The sequence below is a fragment of the Alcanivorax xiamenensis genome (assembly GCF_009846745.1).
In the GTDB taxonomy this organism is placed as follows: domain Bacteria; phylum Pseudomonadota; class Gammaproteobacteria; order Pseudomonadales; family Alcanivoracaceae; genus Alloalcanivorax; species Alloalcanivorax xiamenensis.
This window is the reverse complement of the sequence record NZ_AQPF01000019.1, coordinates 1-15,483: the sequence shown is the minus strand read 5'-3', so window position 1 is coordinate 15,483 and position 15,483 is coordinate 1. Positions and strand designations below refer to the sequence as shown.

15 protein-coding genes are annotated in these 15,483 nt (G+C 63.9%); 13 read left to right on the top strand and 2 right to left on the bottom strand.

The features are described from left to right. Nucleotides 1–18 precede the first annotated feature (18 nt). The 10 genes from A6D6_RS12415 to A6D6_RS12370 all read left to right on the top strand — a co-directional run bounded on the left by A6D6_RS12415 (nt 19) and on the right by A6D6_RS12370 (nt 11,458). Nucleotides 19–939: a bile acid:sodium symporter family protein gene (locus A6D6_RS12415; protein WP_133491584.1), complete on the top strand. Its 921-nt coding sequence runs from the start codon at nt 19–21 to the stop codon at nt 937–939. Nucleotides 940–1,214: 275 nt separating this feature from the next. Further along, nucleotides 1,215–2,558: an MFS transporter gene (locus A6D6_RS12410; protein ID WP_159660904.1), complete on the top strand. Its 1,344-nt coding sequence runs from the start codon at nt 1,215–1,217 to the stop codon at nt 2,556–2,558. 25 nt (nt 2,559–2,583) lie between these two features. After that, nucleotides 2,584–4,050, top strand: a complete 1,467-nt coding sequence (gene nirB / locus A6D6_RS12405) for a nitrite reductase large subunit NirB (protein WP_159660903.1) — start codon at nt 2,584–2,586, stop codon at nt 4,048–4,050. Continuing rightward, complete coding sequence (locus tag A6D6_RS12400; protein WP_159660902.1) at nt 4,047–6,743, top strand: nitrate reductase; 2,697 nt, start codon at nt 4,047–4,049, stop codon at nt 6,741–6,743. Before nirB ends, A6D6_RS12400 begins: the two co-directional genes overlap by 4 nt. Continuing rightward, nucleotides 6,743–7,336, top strand: a complete 594-nt coding sequence (mobA, locus tag A6D6_RS12395) for a molybdenum cofactor guanylyltransferase MobA (RefSeq protein WP_236564099.1) — start codon at nt 6,743–6,745, stop codon at nt 7,334–7,336. The genes A6D6_RS12400 and mobA overlap by 1 nt, the downstream gene beginning before the upstream one ends. Before the next feature lie 2 nt (nt 7,337–7,338). Next, nucleotides 7,339–8,343, top strand: a complete 1,005-nt coding sequence (moaA, locus tag A6D6_RS12390) for a GTP 3',8-cyclase MoaA (RefSeq protein ID WP_159660900.1) — start codon at nt 7,339–7,341, stop codon at nt 8,341–8,343. After that, nucleotides 8,343–8,591 (top strand): MoaD/ThiS family protein, encoded by a 249-nt coding sequence (locus A6D6_RS12385; RefSeq protein ID WP_133491590.1) that lies wholly within the window; start codon nt 8,343–8,345, stop codon nt 8,589–8,591. Before moaA ends, A6D6_RS12385 begins: the two co-directional genes overlap by 1 nt. A 2-nt stretch (nt 8,592–8,593) precedes the next feature. After that, nucleotides 8,594–9,121 carry a molybdenum cofactor biosynthesis protein MoaE gene (locus A6D6_RS12380; protein ID WP_236564097.1) on the top strand — a complete coding sequence of 176 codons (528 nt, stop codon included), beginning with the start codon at nt 8,594–8,596 and terminating at the stop codon, nt 9,119–9,121. Then, nucleotides 9,118–10,047, top strand: coding sequence for a bifunctional molybdenum cofactor biosynthesis protein MoaC/MoaB (moaCB, locus tag A6D6_RS12375; protein ID WP_159660899.1), 930 nt, complete (start codon nt 9,118–9,120; stop codon nt 10,045–10,047). Before A6D6_RS12380 ends, moaCB begins: the two co-directional genes overlap by 4 nt. A gap of 175 nt (nt 10,048–10,222) precedes the next feature. After that, the gene (locus tag A6D6_RS12370) at nt 10,223–11,458 is read left to right on the top strand and encodes a molybdopterin molybdotransferase MoeA (protein WP_159660898.1); all 1,236 of its coding nucleotides are present in this window, start codon (nt 10,223–10,225) and stop codon (nt 11,456–11,458) included. A gap of 142 nt (nt 11,459–11,600) precedes the next feature. Here the strand turns inward: A6D6_RS12370 and A6D6_RS12365 are convergent, their stop codons facing one another. Together A6D6_RS12365 and A6D6_RS12360 are read right to left on the bottom strand one after the other, a co-directional pair. Next, nucleotides 11,601–12,890, bottom strand: coding sequence for a S41 family peptidase (locus A6D6_RS12365; protein WP_133491593.1), 1,290 nt, complete (start codon nt 12,888–12,890; stop codon nt 11,601–11,603). Between the two features lie 52 nt (nt 12,891–12,942). Further along, on the bottom strand, nt 12,943–14,127 hold the full coding sequence (locus A6D6_RS12360; protein ID WP_159660897.1) for a murein hydrolase activator EnvC family protein: 1,185 nt from the start codon (nt 14,125–14,127) through the stop codon (nt 12,943–12,945). Nucleotides 14,128–14,201: 74 nt separating this feature from the next. On the opposite strand from A6D6_RS12360, the gene A6D6_RS12355 reads away from it, so the two are divergent. The 3 genes from A6D6_RS12355 to secB all read left to right on the top strand — a co-directional run bounded on the left by A6D6_RS12355 (nt 14,202) and on the right by secB (nt 15,448). Next, nucleotides 14,202–14,618 (top strand): rhodanese-like domain-containing protein, encoded by a 417-nt coding sequence (locus A6D6_RS12355; RefSeq protein WP_133491595.1) that lies wholly within the window; start codon nt 14,202–14,204, stop codon nt 14,616–14,618. A gap of 16 nt (nt 14,619–14,634) precedes the next feature. Then, on the top strand, nt 14,635–14,889 hold the full coding sequence (gene grxC / locus A6D6_RS12350) for a glutaredoxin 3 (protein WP_133491596.1): 255 nt from the start codon (nt 14,635–14,637) through the stop codon (nt 14,887–14,889). Nucleotides 14,890–14,980: 91 nt separating this feature from the next. Continuing rightward, nucleotides 14,981–15,448 carry a protein-export chaperone SecB gene (gene secB, locus A6D6_RS12345; RefSeq protein WP_159660926.1) on the top strand — a complete coding sequence of 156 codons (468 nt, stop codon included), beginning with the start codon at nt 14,981–14,983 and terminating at the stop codon, nt 15,446–15,448. Nucleotides 15,449–15,483 lie beyond the last annotated feature (35 nt).

Genomic DNA, 15,483 nt, shown 5'->3' with positions numbered 1-15,483 from the left:
GCCGCATCAGTGGAGACAATGTACGATCGTCCTAATAATGACAAAGAGGACGAGCGCATGGACCAGGCGACATTGATTGCGGTGGGGCTGCCGGCTGCCCTGTTTCTGATCATGGTGGGTATGGGGCTGACCCTTACCCCCAAGGATTTTCGCGAAGTGCTGGTGGCGCCCCGGGCCACCTTGTATGGCTTGGTGGCCCAGATTCTGTTGTTGCCGATGGTCGGTGTGGGACTGGCGCTGTGGTTGGACTTGTCGCCGGCGCTGGCGGTGGGGCTGGTGGTGATCGCGGCCTGTCCTGGTGGTACCACTTCCAATCTGTTTGCCTTTCTCGGCCGAGGCGACGTGGCGCTGTCCATTGTCCTCACGGTGGCGGCGAGTCTGATCACCATTGTCACCCTGCCGATGTTCACCAGTTGGGCTCTCGGCCATTTCCAGGACAGCGAACAGGTGCTGGAATTACCGGTGCTGCGTACCGTCATCACTTTGTTCGTCATCATCCTGGTCCCGGTGATTCTGGGCATGACCTTGCGCCATTTCCGTCGTGACTGGGCGGAGAAAGGCGAAAAACTGGTGAGCGTGTTTGGTCTGCTGGTGCTGGTGGCGGTGATTGCCCTGCTGCTGATTGATCTCGGAGAAGAAGCGTTGGTGTTGCTCAAACAGGGCGGGGCGGCGGTGGTTTTGCTGAACATCATTGGTCTGGCGCTGGGTATGCTGGGAGGCCGCCTGATCGGTCTGGACCGGCCGCAGGCGTTCACCGTGGCGATCGAACTGGGGATCAAGAACGGGACCCTGGGGCTGATGATCACCTTGACCTTGCTGCAATCCGAGGCGATGTCGGTACCGGCGGCGGTGTATGGCGTGCTGATGTTCCTGTTCGGCTTCCTGATGCTGGGCTACAGCCGGCTTACCGGGATCGGTCGGTCCCGGACAGTGGTGTAGAGGATGGTGATGCACCGGGTGCACGCACCGGGTGCATTAAATCTGCACCCGATATGGGCATGGCGCGGGGCGGATTGACGCCGCCGGGTGGTCTCACCGGCACCATAAGTCGGGGTGGCGGCTATCGATGCGGCCGCCCTAGTTTCTTGTTTTATAAATAAAAAAGACGGGAGTCGGGGCGCGCGGACGTCCGCTCACGGTGGCCCTTTCGGGCGGTCGGCGGCCGTGGCATGGTCCTTGCGAGTTGCGGTGTGTTCTGGTGAGGAATTCAGACCATGCACACTGATAAAGCAACCCGATTGCAACTTTTTGATCTGCGCCTGGTACAGACCCGGGTCTTCCATCTGACCTGGATGGCGTTCTTCGTCTGCTTCTTCGCGTGGTTCGCCTGCGCCCCTTTGATGCCGGTGATTCGCGGTGAATTCGGTCTGACCACCAAGCAGATCGCCAACATCAACATCGCCGCCGTGGCGATCACCATTCTCGTCCGGCTGATCATCGGCCCGCTTTGTGACCGGTATGGGCCGCGCAAGACCTACACCGGCTTGATGTTGCTTGGCGCTATTCCGGTGTTCGGCGTGGCGGCGGCGCAGAGCTACGAGAGCTTTCTGTTCTTTCGCCTTCTCATCGGTGCCGTGGGCGCCAGCTTCGTGATTACCCAGTACCACACTTCGATCATGTATGCGCCCAACGTGGTGGGCACCGCCAATGCGGCAGCGGCGGGCTGGGGCAATGCCGGTGGTGGCGCGGCGCAGGCGCTGATGCCATTGGTGCTTGGCGCGGTGTTGATGTTTGGCGTTGGTGAAGCGTTCGGCTGGCGTCTGGCCTTGCTGGTGCCCGGGGTTCTGATGTTGGTGATGGCGTTTCTTTACTGGCGTTTCACCCAGGATTGCATGGACGGCAATTACAGCGATCTGCGTGCCGCCGGCAAGGTTCCGGATACGGGGAAGAAAGGCGGTTGGGACAGCTTCAAACTGGCCGCGGGCAACTATCGTGTATGGATGCTGTTCGTCACCTACGGCGCTTGCTTTGGCGTCGAAATTTTCATGCACAACGTGGTCGCCACCTATTTTCTCGATAACTTCGACTTGTCCTTGAAAAGCGCGGGGCTGGTGGCGGGCAGCTTCGGCTTGCTGGCCCTGTTCGCCCGCGCGCTCGGCGGCTGGGTTTCCGATCAGGTGGCACGCCGGGGTGGTCTGGATGCCCGTGCCCTGGTGCTGTTCGTGCTCATCGTTGGCGAGGGGCTGGGGCTGCTGCTGTTCTCACTGATGGACAATTTCCAACTGGCGGTGCTGTCGATGCTCGCCTTCGGCCTGTTCACCCATACGGCCTGCGGCGCCACCTACGCTCTGGTGCCGTTCATCGACCGCCAGGCGCTCGGCGGCGTGGCTGGCATTATCGGCGCCGGCGGTAATGTGGGCGCGGTGGCCGCCGGTTTCCTGCTGCTGTGGGTGGGGGAAGTACAGCACACCCTGTTCATCCTTGGCGCTTTGGTGCTGGTCAGCGCCCTGTGCGCCATCGCCGTGCGTTTCTCCGCCGCGCATAAAGCCCGTGAAGAAGAACTTTACCAGGAAGCCCTGGCACAGCGGTCCGCCCAGGTTGTCGGCGGTAACGCCTGAGACACCGGATCCGATGGAGGTGGTGATGAAACAGGAACGGTTGGTGGTGATTGGGAACGGCATGGTGGGGCAGAAATATCTGGACCATCTGGTGGCGGACGGGCTGCATCACCGTTATCAGGTCACGGTGTTATGCGCGGAACCGCGCCCGGCCTACGACCGGGTTCACCTGTCGGAATTTTTCACCGGACGCAGCAGCGAGGACTTGTCCCTGGTGCCGGAGCGTTTTTTTGAACGCCACGGCCTTGAGCTGCGTTTGAGTGAGGGCGCCGACAGCATCGATCTGCAGAACAAGACGATCCGGACCGCCAAGGGGGCCACGCTGGACTACGACAAGCTGGTGCTGGCCACCGGGTCCTACCCGTTCGTGCCGCCGGTGCCGGGGCGTGGCCGCGCCGGTTGCCTGGTGTACCGCACCATCGAGGATCTGGAAGCGATCATGGCATCCGGGCGGGATGCGGAAGTGGGCGCGGTGATAGGCGGTGGCCTGCTCGGTCTTGAAGCGGCCAAAGCCCTGCGCGATATCGGCTTGCAAACCCATGTGGTGGAATTCGCGCCGCGCCTGATGGCGGTGCAGGTGGACGATGGCGGCGGCGCGCTGCTGCGCCGCAAGATCGAACAGCTCGGCGTGTTCGTGCATACCGGCATGAACACCACGGAAATCATTGACGGGGAGTTCTACCGTCACCGTCTCAACTTCGCCGATGGCGAGCACCTGGAAGCGGACCTGGTGGTATTTTCCGCCGGCATTCGCCCCCAGGACACGCTGGCCCGCGACGCCGGTCTGGCGGTGGGCGAGCGCGGCGGGATCATCATCGACAATCACTGCCGTACCTCCGATCCGGATGTTTACGCCATCGGCGAGTGCGCGCTCTGGGGCGGGCGCATCTATGGCCTGGTGGCGCCCGGTTACGAGATGGCGCGCGCCGCCGTCAGTCATTTGCGGCATCGGCGTGATGAAACACGGGCGCTACCGTTCACCGGCGCCGATATGTCCACCAAATTGAAGTTGATGGGCGTGGACGTGGCGTCCCTGGGGGATGCCCATGCCAGCACGCCGGGAGCCTGCTGTTATCGCTACGAGGACGAGCGCAAGCAGATTTACAAGAAGCTGGTGGTCAGCGAGGACGGTCGTCGCCTGCTGGGCGGCGTGCTGGTGGGCGACGCACGGGAATACAACACCTTGTTGCAACTGATGCTCAATGACATGGCGTTGCCGGAAACGCCGGAGCAATTGATCCTGCCCGCCGCCCAGGGGGCCGCGCCGGCCCTCGATGTCACCCGGTTGCCGGACAGCGCCACGCTGTGCCAGTGCCAGAATGTGACCAAGGGAACCTTGTGCCAGGCCATCGCCGAGGGGCACTGTGATCTGGCGGCGATCAAGCAGTGTACTGGCGCCGCCACCGGTTGTGGCGGTTGCGAGCCCATGGTTCAGACGCTGCTGGACACTTTCGGCGTCGAGGCGGATGGGCTGGCGGAGGTGGGAACATGACCTGCACCACCTGCCCCTACTGTGGTGTGGGCTGTGGCGTGATCGCCACGCCCGGGGATGAGAGCGCGCCGAACCGGTTACGCATCGAAGGTGATCCGGATCACCCGGCGAACCATGGCCGTCTTTGTGTGAAAGGGTCGGCGTTGGCGGAAACGGTGGGGTTGGAAGGGCGCCTGTTGCGGCCACTGATGCGGGATCAGGCCGGACGGGAGCAAACCGTGTCCTGGGACCGGGCGCTGGGCCGGGTAGCCACGGACTTACGCCGTATCATCGACCAGCATGGTCCGGAGGCGGTGGCCTTCTACGTCTCCGGCCAGCTGTTGACCGAGGACTACTATGTCGCCAACAAGCTGGTGAAGGGCTGGCTTGGCACCGCCAACATCGATACCAATTCGCGGCTGTGCATGTCCTCGGCGGTGGCCGGCCACAAACGCGCCTTCGGTGAAGATCTGGTGGGCGGCAATTATCAGGATCTGGAAGAGGCGGATCTGGTGGTGTTGGTGGGCTCCAATACCGCTTGGTGTCACCCGATCGTTTATCAGCGGCTGATGCGCAGCCGGCGCGAGCGGCCGGAGAAACGCATCGTGGTGGTGGACCCGCGCCGCACCGCCACCTGCGAGCAGGCGGATCTGCACTTGCCGGTGAAAGCCGGCTCCGACGTCTGGTTATTCAACGGGCTGCTCACCTATCTGGAAGAGCACGGCGTGGTGGACACCGGGTTTGTCGCCAACCACACCGGCGGTGCCGCCGAAGCGCTGGCCGTCGCCCGCGGCAGTGGCGGCCGCCTGGAAGCGGTCGCCAAGGCCTGCGGGGTGCCGGTGGCGCAATTGCAGGCGTTTTACGCCCTGTTCGCGCGCACCCGTAAAGTGGTGACGGTGTTTTCCCAGGGCGTGAACCAATCGTCCAGCGGCACCGACAAGGTCAACAGCATCATCAATTGCCACTTGCTCACCGGACGGCTTGGCGAGCCCGGCATGGGGCCGTTTTCCATCACCGGCCAGCCCAATGCCATGGGCGGCCGGGAAGTGGGCGGCCTGTCCAATACGTTGGCGGCGCACCTGGAACTGGATGAACCGGCGCACCGGCAACTGGTGCAGGAGTTCTGGGGCAGTCCGCGCATTGCCCGGGAACCGGGTTTGAAAGCCGTGGACTTGTTTGAGGCGGTACACGAAGGCCGTATCAAAGCGTTGTGGGTGATGGCCACCAACCCGGTGGTGAGCCTGCCGGACGCCGACCGGGTCCGCGAGGCCCTGCGCCGATGCGAGCTGCTGGTGGTGTCCGATTTGTTCGCCGATACCGACACCGCCGCCGAGGCCCACGTGGTTCTGCCGGCTCTGGGCTGGGGCGAGAAAGACGGTACCGTGACCAACTCGGAACGCTGCCTGTCCCGGCAAAAAGCCTTTCTGCCGGCACCGGGAAAGGCAAAGCCGGACTGGTGGGCGGTCAGTGAGGTGGCCCGGCGGCTGGGGTTCGATGGCTTCGCCTATGAGCAACCCCATCAAATTTTCGATGAACACGCGCGGCTGTCGGCCTGGCGCAATGACGACGATGGCGTGCGGCGTGCTTTCCATATTGGCGGTTTGGCGGGCCTCGACGCCGAGGGCTATGATCGCCTGCGCCCGTGCCAGTGGCCGGTGCCGCAAGCTGGTGAACATACCCCCCGGCTGTTCCAGGACCGCCGCTTTTTCCATGGGGATGGCAAGGCCCGGCTGGTGCCTACCGCACCCCGTGCTCCGGTCAATGCGGTGGATGACGAGTTCCCGCTGGTGCTCAACACTGGCCGTATTCGCGACCAATGGCACACCATGACGCGCACCGGCCGCGCCCCGCGTCTGGCCAGCCACCTGCCCGAGCCGTTCGTGGAAATGCATCCTTACGAAGCGATGTTGTGCGGCGTGCAGGATGGCGCCCTGGTGCGCGTGGCCAGTCGTTGGGGCGCGATGGTGGCGCGGTTGCGTTGCACCGCTGACCAGCCTCGCCGGACGGTGTTCGTGCCGATTCACTGGAATGACCAGCGAGCGTCGGATGCCCGCGTTGGCGCGCTGGTCAACCCGGTGGTGGATCCGCTCTCCGGAGAACCGGAATTCAAACACACGCCAGTGATGGTGTCGCCGTTCCCGGTGGATTGGCACGGGGTGGTCCATAGCCGTTCCCCGCTCCAATTTGAAGGCCGCGAGGCACCGGCCTATTGGGTTTGTATCCAGGGTGACGGTTTTCTGCGCTATGAACTGGCCGGCCGGGGCCGGCTCGAGGCGCCGCATCTGTGGAGCCGGGCGCTGTTGGGGCTCGGTGAGCAGACGCAGTGGCTGGAAGTAGGTGAGGACAGTGCCGGCGACTATCGCGCCGTGGTTCTGGAGCAAGGACGCTTGCTGGCCTGCGCCTATCTGTCACCGCGCGCGGAGCTGCCTTCACGCAGTTGGCTGAGTCGTGTTTTCGGCAAGCAGGATGTCTCCGAGGCGGATGTCGTCGGGCTCAAGCTGGGACGGTCGGTGGATCCGGCCGACGATGTCGGTGCCACGGTCTGCTCTTGTTACTCGGTGGGTCGGAATACCATCCTCGACGCCATTCGCGATAACGGGTTAACCTCGGTGGAGGGCGTTGGGCGCTGCGTCAGGGCGGGCACCAATTGCGGCTCCTGCCAGCCGGAAATCCGCGCCCTGATCGAAGGGGCAAGATTGGCGGAGGGCGCGTGATGGAGGACGTGACCGTTGCGATCCTCGCGGGTGGCCAGGGACGCCGGCTCGGTGGTGTGGACAAGGGCCTGATTCCGGTATTGGGTCGCAGCCTGGTGGAGCGGGTGCTGCAAGCGGTGCCCGCCGGAACGGCGAGACTGATCGTGGCCAATCGTAATCTGCGTGCCTATCAGGCATTGGGTGTGCCGGTGGTCAGTGATCCCTGGCCGGATTTTCGTGGGCCCCTGGCCGGTATTCTGGCCGCGTTACGCACTGCCTCCACTCGGTGGGTTCTTATTCTCCCCTGTGATGCGGTGACCTTGCCCGACGATCTGCTGCCCCGTTTAATGATCCAGGCCAAGCTGCAAGGCTTGCGGGCAGCGTATGCTGAGGCGCATGGTCAGGGGCAGTACTTGTGCTGCCTGCTGAATCGCGATCTGGAGAGCGGGCTTGCCGAAGCGCTGGAGCTTGGTGAGCGGGCGCCACGTCACTGGTTCGCCACCATCGGCGCGTGGCCGGTGGACTTTTCCGACGTGCAGCCGGAGCCGCTGTGGAGTTTGAACAACCCCGCGGAAGTGGCCGACGCTTGTGCCCGTCTGAGCCGGGGAGACTGATCATGGGCGTAGCCTTTGAGCCGTTGTCAGTAAAAGAGCCATTGCAGGACCGTTTCGGCCGTATCAAACGCAAGCTGCGCTTGTCCTTGACCGATCGCTGCAACTTCCGTTGCCGGTATTGCATGCCGGAACATCCCCAATGGCTGCCCGGGCGGGAACTGATGAACCGGGAGGAGCTGCTGCGGCTGGCGACCCTGTTCGTGGACAACGGCATTGAAGAACTGCGCCTGACTGGTGGCGAGCCGCTGCTGCGCAGGGATGTGGTGGCATGCGTGGCGGCACTGTCCGGGTTGCGTGAGCGTGGTTTGAAACGGCTGTCGATGACCACCAACGGTACCCGTTTGCCGGAGCTGCTTGATGACCTGATCGAGGCGGGCCTGGACGATTTGAACATCAGCCTGGACGCGGTGGACGAGGGCCGCTTCCAGGCGCTCACCGGGCGCCGGTTGGCGCCGGTGCTGGCGGGGATCGAAAAGGCCCGCGACAGCGGCCTGCCGGTGAAACTGAACGCGGTGCTGATTCAAGGGTATAACGACGACCAGATCCTGCCGCTGGCCCACTGGGCAAAAGTCCGGGGCCTGCCGCTACGCTTCATCGAATATATGCCCTTGGATGAACCGGGGCGCTGGCGTGAGGACCAGGTGGTGTCCGAGGCCCGGATCCTCGCTACCCTGGCTGATCACTATCGGATCCAGGCTCGAGCGCGAGGCGCCGCCCCGGCCACCGAATACCGGCTCGATGACGACTACACCGTGGGCGTGATCTCGACGGTGACCAAACCGTTTTGCGCCGACTGCGACCGGCTGCGTTTGACCGCCAACGGGCACCTTTACACTTGCCTGTTCGCCCGCCAGGGGCATGATCTGCTGACGCCGCTGCGCGGCGGGGAGAGCGAGGCGCGGCTGCGGCATCGCATTGAACAACGCGTCTGGTACAAGGACGCCGGCTACTCGGCGACGCCGGGGCCGGTGGACCGACCAATCACCATGCACGGGATGGGAGGCTGATGAATCTGTCCTTTGAACTTTACGGTGAGCTGATCCCGCTGGCGGGCGGGGAACGTATCACGCTGGCCGCGGAAACGGCGCCGGCCACGGTGGCCGAGGCCCTGGTGCTGTTGGCCGATCAGTGTCCGGCCCTGCAACCGCGCCTGGAGCAGTGCGCGGCGGTGCGCGATACCGACGTCCTGTTGCGTTCCGACCCGCTGCCGGAAAACGGCCACCTGGTGCTGTTGCCGCCGGTGGCGGGGGGATGACCATGACGGATTCGAGTAACCGGACGCACTTGACCGAACAGCCGATCGCCATCGACGCGTTGCTGGCGCTGGATCAGTACCCGGAGTGCGGCGGTTTGGCGCTGTTCGCCGGCACCGTGCGTGACCATCATCAGGGATTGCCGGTGGAGAGCCTGCGCTATACCGCCTACGTGCCGTTGGCGGAGAAACGCATCGCCGAGATCGAGCAGCAGGCCCGTGAGCGTTTTGGGCTGAGCTATTGCCGGGTAGTGCATCGCCTGGGCGCACTGCGTATCGGTGACGTGGCGATCGTCTGCGTGGCGCGAGCCGCGCACCGGGCGGAAGCGTTCGAGGCCTGCCGTTATCTGGTCGATGAGGTAAAGCATCAGGCGCCGATCTGGAAAGAAGAATTTTATACCGACGGCAGCAGCGCCTATGTCCAGGGTTGCTGCATTCGCCCGGACACCCATTCCGATGCTCATTCGGACAATCAGCGTGACGTTCACCCGGACCATCACCGGGTCCACCATTGTGATGGAGACCATTCTTGAAAGACGTCAGTAATAAACCGGACTCGTTTCGCAGCGCCCGCGCCCAATGTCGGCTGCGGGCCCCTCAGGACTGCATCGAGCGCCTGCGCCGTGGCGACACCGACAAAGGCGATGCCCTGAAGACCGCTCGCATCGCCGGCATTCTTGCCGCCAAGCGCACCGACGAATTGCTGCCGCTATGCCACCCGCTACCGATCCACCGCGCTGAACTGGAGTTCGAACTGGGTGAGGAGCAGGTGACGGTCCTGGCCGAAGTGCAAACCATTGGCCCCACCGGAGTGGAGATGGAAGCGCTTACCGCCGCGCAGATGGCGGCGCTCACCTTGTACGACATGCTCAAGCCACATTGCCGCCCGGATCAGTTGGAAATTACCGACGGTCGCTTGCTGGAAAAAACCGGTGGCAAGTCCCAGTTCCGTCGCTATCTGCGTGCGCCGATGAGCGCCGCGGTGATCGTGCTGTCGGACACCGTGGCCGCGGGCCGCAAACCGGATACCGCCGGGCGCTCGGTGGAAGAAGGATTGGCCGCCGCTGGTTTTGAGCCGGTGCACTATCAGGTGTTGCCGGATGAGCCGGAGCAATTGCGCGAGGCGGTGCGGGCACGGCTGGCCGAAGGCACGGCGCTGGTCGTGACTGTCGGCGGCACCGGCGTTGGTCCCCGCGATTGCACCGTGGACACGGTGCAACCCATGTTGACCACCGAACTGCCCGGGGTAATGGAAGCGGCCCGGGACTTTGGTCAGCGTCGCACTCCCTACGCCATGATGTCCCGAGGCATTGCCGGCCTGGCCGGAGAGAGCGTGGTGGTGACCTTCCCGGGCAGCCGGCGCGGCGCGGAGGAGACGCTGGCGGCGCTGTTGCCAGGGCTGGTGCATCTGCTGGAAGTGTGCCGGGCCGGCCGCCCGCATCCGGGCGGTTATCAGTAATTAAGGCACGCGGCGCGGGACGTTTGACGCCGGCCGCAAAGAGATCGAGGTCTTTTCCTGGAAGAGAGCCATATTCGCTGCCAAGGCAGCTTCCCACAGTCTCTGTGGGAAGCTGCCTTGGCAGCGAATATGGCCGAATTCCTATCCCCAAGACCAGATTGAAGGAGACACTCTGATGGGATGCGGTACCACGCCGGGACTGCTGCCGGTGGCCGAGGCTCTGGCCACGTACCGGCGCGTGTTGACCCCGCTGCCGGCCCGGGAGCAACCGGTCGAGGCGGCGTTGGGCCAGGTATTGGCGGCCCCGGTGAGGGCGGTGGTGGACCTGCCGTTGTTTGATCAGAGCGCGGTGGACGGCTATGCCGCACGCAGCGTCGATCTGGCCGTGGCCACGCAGGATAGTCCGGTGCGATTGACCCTCAGTGGCGACATTCCCGCCGGGCAAAGCACGGAAACAGCGTTGGCGCCGGGTTGCGCCATGCGCATTCTGACCGGCGCGCCGGTACCGCCGGGGGCCGATACCATCGTGCGTCAGGAGTGGGTGGTCCGTGAGGAGGACGCCATCCGCGTGGATCGCGTGGTGGCGCCGGACACGGATCTGCGACACCAGGGTGAGGAACTGCAAGTCGGTACCGAATTGGCGGCGGCCGGCACACGGCTGGACGCCGGCCGGCTGGCGGCACTGGCCATGGCCGGCGTGGCGAACGTGAAGGCGTATCCGAAAGCCAGGGTGACGGTGCTGGTGACCGGCGACGAAGTCAGGCCGGTGGGGGAGCGGCTGAGGCCTGGGCAAATCTATGACGCCAACGGTCCGCTGGTGCGTGGCTGGCTGGCGCAGCGAGGGCAGCCGCTGGTGCGCTGCCAGGCGGTGGCGGATCGTTTCGAAGACGTTTGCCAGGCGTTGGAGCAGGCGCTGGCGGAGTCGGACGTGATTATCACCACTGGCGGCGTGTCCGTGGGCGACCGGGATTATGTGCCGGAAGTGGCGGAACGGCTCGGGGTGACACGGCACTTTTGGAAGCTGGCGCAAAAGCCGGGTAAGCCGCTGTGGTTCGGGACCCGGGAAGGCACCGCGCTGATCGGGTTGCCGGGCAATCCGGCGGCGGTGCTGGTGGGGCTGACGGTGCACGTGGCGGAAGTGCTGCGGGTACTGGAAGGCGATCCGGCGGGGCCGCCCTGGGGCCATGCCCGCTTACTCGAAGACGCGCGTCCGGACGATCGCCGCGATCAGTGGCTGCGTATGCGGTTGCAAACCGACCCCCTCACCGGTGCCACGGCACTGGCGCCGTTACCGCGTCAGGCGTCGCATATGCTGTCCAACCTGATGGCCGCCGATGTGCTGGCCTGGGTGCCGGCCGGTGATGACGCCTGGAGGGCGGATTCGGTGGTGCGCTGGCTGGCACTGAAATGATATCGGGTGACTGGAAAGATGAATTCAGAGCTTGCCACGAAGCCGCTGTGGGAAGCTTGCTTGCAAGCGAATGGGGGGGCATTCGCGGCCAAGGCCGCTTCCCACAGCGGCTTCGTAGGCCAGTCTGTGGGAAGGGTCTTCTCTAGCGTTTCCCCGCCAGCGTAATCCCCTTGAGAATCGACAGCGCCTGGGACAGTGGATAGTCGCGGCTGGCCAGGGGTTCTTCTTCCGGTTCTTCCGCTGGCCCGTTCTCGCCATTCTGGTTCATCAGATGGTGGGGCAGGTCCGCCTCCCGTGGCAGGTGTTCCTTGAGCAATTTGACGCTGGCCACTTCCACTTTGATGTCGGGAACGATGCCTTCCGCCTGGATCGAGCGTCCTTCGGGGGTGTAGTAACGGGCGGTGGTCAGTTTCAGCGCGCTGTCGCCGCTGATCGGCAGGACCGTCTGCACCGAGCCTTTGCCGAAGGTGCGATTGCCAACAATCACGGCGCGCCCCTGATCCTGCAGGGCGCCGGCGACGATCTCCGAAGCGGAGGCGGAGCCGCCGTTCACCAGCACCACCAGCGGCAGGCCCTGAAGCTGGTCACCGGCGTGGGCGCGGTAATCGTTACGGCTGGCCTCGTCACGGCCCTGGGTGTAAACGATCAGCCCCTTGTTGAGGAACAGATCCGCCACCTGCACGGCGCCGTCCAGAACTCCGCCCGGGTTATTGCGCAGGTCCAGGATCAGTCCCTTGAGATTGCCTTCTTTTTGTAGCTTCTCCAGCGCCTTGCCGGTCTCCATGCCGGTGTTGTTCTGGAACTGGGAGATGCGGATATAACCGTAGCCGGGCTCCAGGGCTTCCTGTTTCACGCTCTGTACTTTGATGCGGTCCCGCTCCAGTACCACCGTGCGCGGTTGCTCCTCTCCTTCGCTGAGGATCGACAGGGACACCTTGGAGCCACGCTCGCCGCGCATTTTCTCCACCGCCTCTTCCAGGCTCAGGCCCTTGACGAAAGTGTCGTCGATTTTCAGGATCAGATCGCCAGCGCGGATGCCGGCACGGGCGGCGGGGGAATCGTCAATCGGGGTGACCACCTTGACGAAGCCGTCTTCCATGGTCACTTCCAGGCCCAGGCCGCCGAATTCGCCGGTGGTGGTGGTCTGCAGGTCCTCGAACTGATCCGGCGTCAGGTAAGCGGAGTGCGGATCCAACTCGTAGAGCATGCCGCGGATGGCGGCGTTGAGCAGCTCCTTCTCGTCCACTTCCTCGATATAGGCGCCGCGCACCCGTTCCAGCACTTCGGCGAAGGCCCGCAACTGGGTCACCGGTACGCCGGCTTCGCGGGCCTGATCGTCCAGGGACTCGGGAGTGGCGGCGTGCAGGGTGGGAACGGAAAGAGCAAGAGCGAGCAGGGTATGGCGCAGAACAGCGTGAGGCAGTTTCAACATGAGGCTCTAATCCTGGCGTCAGTTGGCGCGGGCGATCAGTTGTTACGGTCGATCAGTCGTTACGGGCAATGGGCGGCAGTGTAACACGGCGGTCGCACCAGCGCGCCGGGTTCACCGCCTTGCCGCGATGGCGGATTTCAAAGTACAGCGCGCTGCGGCTGTTGCCGCCGGAACGGCCCGCCAGTGCCAGCACATCGCCGGTGGCGACCTGGTCACCGACCTGGCGCAGCAGGCTTTGATTGTAGCCATAGAGTGTCAGGTAGCCGTCACCGTGATCGAGGATAATGAGCAGGCCGAAGCCACGCAGCCAGTCGGCGAATACCACTCGTCCCGGGTGTACGGCCTGCACCGGAGTGCCTTCGTCCACGCCCAGAATCACGCCGGTCCAACGTAGTTCCCCTTCCCGGCGGCTGTTGTAGCTGGTCAGCACCGGGCCGTGCACCGGCCAGGGCAAACCGCCCGCCAGCTTGCCGAAGGGGGTGCCGCTGCTCGCGGCGGGGCGGCTAGGCCCGCTTGGGGCGCTCTCCCGTGCCGCCTGTTCGGCGGCTTGGCGCATCTGCTCCAGCAGACGCTCCAGGCGTTGTTGATCCGCGCGCAGGCTGCTCAACTGGCCGCCGCGGTTCTCCAATGACTGACCAAGGGCGGCCAGCGCCTTCTCCCGTTCACGGCCGGCGGCCTCCAGCTCCTCGCGATGCCGGGCCAGGGCGGTACGCCGGTCCAGCAGGTCGGCGCGGGCTTCGGCCACTTCCCGGGCCACCTGACGCAGGTCGACCAGTTCACCTTCCAGATTGACCAGGCGATCCCGCCGCGCGCGCTGGAAGTATTCCTGGTAGCGTAACAACCGGGCTACCCGCTCCGGGTCTTCCTGGTTGAGGAGCAGCTTGATGCGCTCCTCCCGGCCGGCCTGGTAGCTGGTCCGCACGGTGCGGGCCAGCCATGATAATTGCACCTTTTTCTCCGCCGCCAGTTCGGCTTGGCGCTGTTCGGTCTCGGCCAGGCGCTGTTCCGCGTCCTGAACTTCCCGGTCCAGGTGGCGTTGTTCGCGGCCCAGGGTGCCGATGCGTTTTTCGGTGTCGCGCAGCTTCGCCTGCAGATCGTCGCGGCGCTCCAGGTCCTGATTCTGAGCCGAGGTCAGCTCGCGGATGCGCTCCTTCAGGGCTTCCAGTTGCTCGGGGGACGGATCGTCCGCCCGGGCCACCAGGCTCAACAGCAGGAGCAGGGGAAAAAGACGTCTCATGGCAGCGGGTTTTACCGTAACCGGCCCCCGATGTGTATACTTGGCGCCGATTTTACCTCGGCAGGAACGTAACCATGGATCGTTTGATCGAGTTCGCCAGCAACCATTACCTTCTGGTCTCCGCCTTCTTTCTATTGTGGGCTGTTTTCTTCACGATTGAGTCCCGGCGCGGCGGCAAGCCCATCAGCCCGCAGTTGGCCACCAATCTGATCAACCAGCAAAAGGGCGTGATCATCGACTTGCGTGACAGCGAGGAGTTCCGCGCCGGCCACATCGCTGGTAGTGTCAATATCCCCGCCGGTCAGGTCATGGACCAGCTCTCGCAGCTGCAGGCCTACAAGGACCGGCCGGTGATTCTGGCCTGCAAAATGGGCAATCAGTCGTCACACCTGGGGCGTCAACTGCGCGGCAAGGGGATTCCCAACCTCTACCGTATTCAGGGCGGCATCAACGCCTGGCGCAATGATAACCTGCCGGTGGTGAAAGCCTGATGGCCGGGGTGACACTATGACCGAGGTGACAATGTACACCACTTCCTGGTGTCCTTTCTGCCGGCGGGCCAAAAGTTTACTGGTGTCGAAGGCGGCGCGGCTTCATGAAATCGACGTGGACCATGTCGCCGGAGGGCGCCAGGAGATGATGGAACGCAGCGGCCGGCGTACCGTGCCGCAAATCTGGATCGGGACGCGTCACGTCGGAGGCTGCGATGAGCTTTTCGCCCTGGAACGGGCGGGCGAGTTGGACGCATTGCTTAACCAATAGTCGCTAGAAGGGTAAGGGTTGGCCAGGCGATGCCGGGCATGCCGAATAACACGGGTCGCCGGGGGTGGCCCTGCAAACCATGGAGATAATGATGGCGGATCAACAGGAAAAAGTATTTCAACTGCAGCGTGTGTACCTGAAGGATGCTTCCTTCGAGTGCCCGGGCGCGCCGGAGATTTTCCTGCAGGAGTGGAAGCCGAAGGTCAATGTTCAACTGAATAACAACGCCCGCCGGCTCGGTGACTCCAATGAGTATGAAGTGGAAGTGACGGTAACCGTGACCGCCAAGGACGAGGCGGAAGAAAAGACGTTTTACCTGGTGGAAGTAAAACAGTCCGGCATCTTCACTCTGGTCGGTATCGAAGGTGAGGAACGCAACCAGTTGCTCGGCGCTTATTGCCCCAACCTGCTGTTCCCGTACGTGCGCGAAGTGGTGTCGGATCTGGTATCCAAGGCGTCTTTCCCGCAAATGGTATTGCAGCCGCTGAATTTCGATGCTCTGTACCAGCAGCAGCGTGAACAGCAGAAAGAAGGCAGCGAGAGCGTGACGGTTCAGTAAATGAGCCGGACGCCAGACGCTAAAGTCAAAACCCG